1 protein-coding gene is annotated in these 309 nt (G+C 54.7%); it reads left to right on the forward strand.

Annotated elements, in window-relative coordinates; genetic code table 11:
* On the forward strand, positions 1 to 309 hold a 309-nt coding region (locus EGI32_RS10930; RefSeq protein ID WP_255155418.1), incomplete at both ends, for a hypothetical protein.

Raw genomic sequence — 309 nt, forward strand, 5'->3', positions numbered from 1 at the left:
CGGCGCCAGTTACCTATATACTGGATGGTGGAACAAGTAATACAACGGGCATCTTCACCGGCGTGGCCGCGGGAGCCCATACCGTTACATTTACAGATAACAATGGCTGTACAGGCGCTGCATCCGCCACAGTAACATCAGGCGCCGCCATAACAGGAACCGCTACCCCGACAGCCACTTCGTGTAACAATGCAACAGACGGAACGATCACCGCTACTTCTAACGGAGGTACTCCGGTAACATATGTACTGGATGGCGGAACAAGTAATACAACGGGCATCTTCACCGGCGTTGCCGCAGGGCCGCACA

This window comes from Ferruginibacter sp. HRS2-29, assembly GCF_024343615.1.
Taxonomy (GTDB): domain Bacteria; phylum Bacteroidota; class Bacteroidia; order Chitinophagales; family Chitinophagaceae; genus Ferruginibacter.